Raw genomic sequence first — 2,801 nt, 5'->3', positions numbered from 1 at the left:
AGTTCACCGTCCAATATGTTTGACAAACCTACACCGTATCACGCTCGGTTACCTCATTTATCGTATTCGAAAGAAATGCCCACTGCCAGCAGGGACGCCGTCTCCGGCGCCCCTGCTGGCAGTGCACTCAGTTGTCGATGCCCCGGGAGATCAGGTACTTCTTGACCATCAGCGCCACCTTGAAGGTGATGGCGTCGTCAAACTCCCGCAGATCCAGTCCGGTAAGCTTCTTGATCTTCTCCAGGCGGTACACCAGGGTGTTCCGGTGGACAAAGAGCTTCCGAGCCGTCTCGGATACGTTCAGGTTGTTCTCAAAGAACTTGTTGATGGTGAACAGGGTCTCCTGGTCCAGTGCGTCGATGGGGTTCTTCTTAAACACCTCTTGGAGGAACATCTCGCACAGGGTGGTGGGCAACTGGTAGATCAGCCGGCCGATACCCAGATTCTCGTAATTGATGATGCTCTTCTCCGTGTCGAACACCCGGCCCACGTCGATGGCGATCCCCGCCTCCTTGTAGGCCCGGGCCAACTCCCGGATGTGGCCCACGATGGTGCCGATGCCGATGACCACCCGCACATGGAGCTCCTCGGTGATCTTCTCCTCGATCTGCTTGGCGATCTTATAGAGCTCCCGGGGCTCGGCCCCCTCAGAGAGCTGCTTGATGAGGGCCACGTCAGTCTCGCTGATCGAGAGAACGAAGTCCACCTGCTTGTCGGGGAACAGGGTATGCACCACGTCAATGAGGGCGGGATCGCTGGTCTCCACCTGGCGGATCAGGAACACCGCCCGGGGCGCCTCAGAGACAAAGTGCAGCTCCTTGGCGCGGACATAGATGTCCCCCAGCAGAATGTTGTCGGAGATGATGTTCTTGACAAAGGTGGCCTTGTCGTGCTTCTCCTCATAGTAGGTCTTGGCGCCGTTCAGCGCCACCGTGGCCATGGCGCAGAGCATCTGCGCCTCGGAGTCCTCACCCTTGACAAAGGCGGCATAGTCGAACTGGGCCCCCCAGCCGGCCAGGGCCTTGAAGGTGCGCCCGTCAAAGCGGACCGCGTCTCCCTCGCCCCTGTTGACCGCCTCCACGGCGCCCGGCCAGTGCTCCCCGATGCAGCTCAGCTCATTGCAGGCCACCACCGTTCCCTCAGAATCGATCACGCCGATGGCTCTCTCCGTGCTGTCCTTCATCTGTAAGACAACGCTCTGAAAAATCCTGCTGGACATGGTGATAGCCTCCTTATTTTGATTCCCCCCGCAGGGGGACAAACCGCTCTCTCGTCCGTTTCCTTTCTATTATACCGGGTCTTTTTGCCCTTTTCAATAGGTTTTGCAAAATTTTTTGTTGAAATTGCCGAAAGCTGACAGGAAGCACAGAGGCCGTGGGCTGGGAGACGAAGGCAGGGCGCAGACGAAACCGCAGCGCTAAGACAAAGCGCTGGCATGCCCGGCTGTGCCGGGCAAGTTGGCCGTGAATGTTCCCCGCCCGGGCCGCCCCTACGCCTGCCGCAGAGCGGCCACCTCCTCCGCAGACAGGGGCCGCCACTCCCCCCTTTCCAGGGCCGGGTCCAGCATGAGCGGCCCCATGGTCAGCCGTTTGAGGTACACCACCGGCTTCCCCCGGGCCGCCAGCATGCGCTTGATCTGGTGGTACTTGCCCTCGTGCAGGGTAACGAGGGCGGTGTCCGGCTGCTCCAGCACCTCCAGCCCCGCAGGCAGGCAGGCCAGCCCGTCTTCCAGCATCATCCCTGCGGCGAAGGCCGCCGCGTCCGCCCCATCCAGTTCCCCGTCCACCCGGACGAAGTAGGTCTTGTCCACGTGGTTCCGGGGGGCCAGCAGGCGGTGGGCCAGGGGGCCGTCATTGGTGAGCAGGAGCAGGCCCTCGGTGTCCTTGTCCAGCCGTCCCGCCGGGAAGAGCCCCACCCGGCGCAGATGCTGGGGCAGCAGCTCCAGCACGGTGGGCTGGCGGGGGTCCTCCGTCGCGGACACCAGCCCCGCCGGCTTGTGGAGCATCAGGTAAACCAGCCGCTCCCCGGAAACCGTTTCGCCGTCCACCTCAAAGCGGGCCGCGGGGTCGTATTTCCCGTCCGCCGCCTGGGCCGTCACGCCGTCCACGGCCACCCGGCCGGCCCGCACCAGCTCCCGCGCCTCTTTTCGGGACCACCGGCCTGTATTGGCCAAAATTTTATCCAACCGCTCCATAGGCTCCTCCTGTGGCTCGTCCTTTTTTCAACATTTTAGCATACAACGGTGGAAAAGAACATACCAATCATCACGACCACTTTTCGGAAGGGAGCGTTGCGCTGTGTTCATCATCACCGCCAAGGTCCGCAAGGGCCGAATTGCAGCCGTCGCGGCGGCCGCCGCCGTGGTCTGCGGCGTACTGGTGGCGGCCGCCGGGCTGCTGGGGGGGCGGGGCGCGGCGGCCTCCGCTGCGGTCAGCCCCAAGGGAGTCCGCACCAACGAGGACCGGATCGCCTATCTGGAGAGCTACGGCTGGTCGGTCTCCAGCGACCCCATCGCCGTGGAGGAGCTGATCATCCCCGAGCAGTTCGACGAGACCTACAGCCAGTACCTGGAACTCCAGGCCAGCCAGGGCTTCGATCTGACCGACTACTGCGGCAAGCGCGTCAAGCGGTACACCTATGAGATCACCAACTACCCCACCGGTGAGAGCGGCATCCAGGCCGGCCTGCTCGTCTACAAGAGCACGGTCATCGGCGGCGATGTGCTCTCCGCCCAGCTCGGGGGCTTCATCCACGGGCTGGAGATGCCCGCCTGAATGGAAAGCGCGGCGCTCTCGCGCCGC

Annotated in this window: 3 protein-coding genes; 1 reads left to right on the top strand and 2 read right to left on the bottom strand. The window is 62.9% G+C overall.

Annotated elements, in window-relative coordinates:
• Nucleotides 1–127: 127 nt before the first annotated feature.
• Complete coding sequence (locus HMPREF0372_RS08350) at nt 128–1,219, bottom strand: PucR family transcriptional regulator (protein WP_007490801.1); 1,092 nt, start codon at nt 1,217–1,219, stop codon at nt 128–130.
• 270 nt (nt 1,220–1,489) lie between these two features.
• Nucleotides 1,490–2,194, bottom strand: coding sequence for a pseudouridine synthase (locus HMPREF0372_RS08345; RefSeq protein WP_007490799.1), 705 nt, complete (start codon nt 2,192–2,194; stop codon nt 1,490–1,492).
• A 103-nt stretch (nt 2,195–2,297) separates the two neighbouring features.
• Between HMPREF0372_RS08345 and HMPREF0372_RS08340 the strand changes: the two genes are divergently transcribed.
• Nucleotides 2,298–2,774 carry a DUF4830 domain-containing protein gene (locus HMPREF0372_RS08340; protein ID WP_007490798.1) on the top strand — a complete coding sequence of 159 codons (477 nt, stop codon included), beginning with the start codon at nt 2,298–2,300 and terminating at the stop codon, nt 2,772–2,774.
• The last annotated feature ends 27 nt before the right edge of the window (nt 2,775–2,801 follow it).

It is taken from the genome of Flavonifractor plautii ATCC 29863, assembly GCF_000239295.1.
In the GTDB taxonomy this organism is placed as follows: Bacteria; Bacillota; Clostridia; order Oscillospirales; family Oscillospiraceae; genus Flavonifractor; species Flavonifractor plautii.
Note: the sequence above shows the minus strand (reverse complement) of the source record. Positions and strands in the feature narration are given on the sequence as shown.

What these genes read in the sequence shown, in the direction of transcription:
- HMPREF0372_RS08350 (WP_007490801.1), bottom strand. Translation starts at nt 1,219, where the DNA reads ATGTCCAGCAGGATTTTTCAGAGCGTTGTCTTACAGATGAAGGACAGC.
- HMPREF0372_RS08345 (WP_007490799.1), bottom strand. Translation starts at nt 2,194, where the DNA reads ATGGAGCGGTTGGATAAAATTTTGGCCAATACAGGCCGGTGGTCCCGA.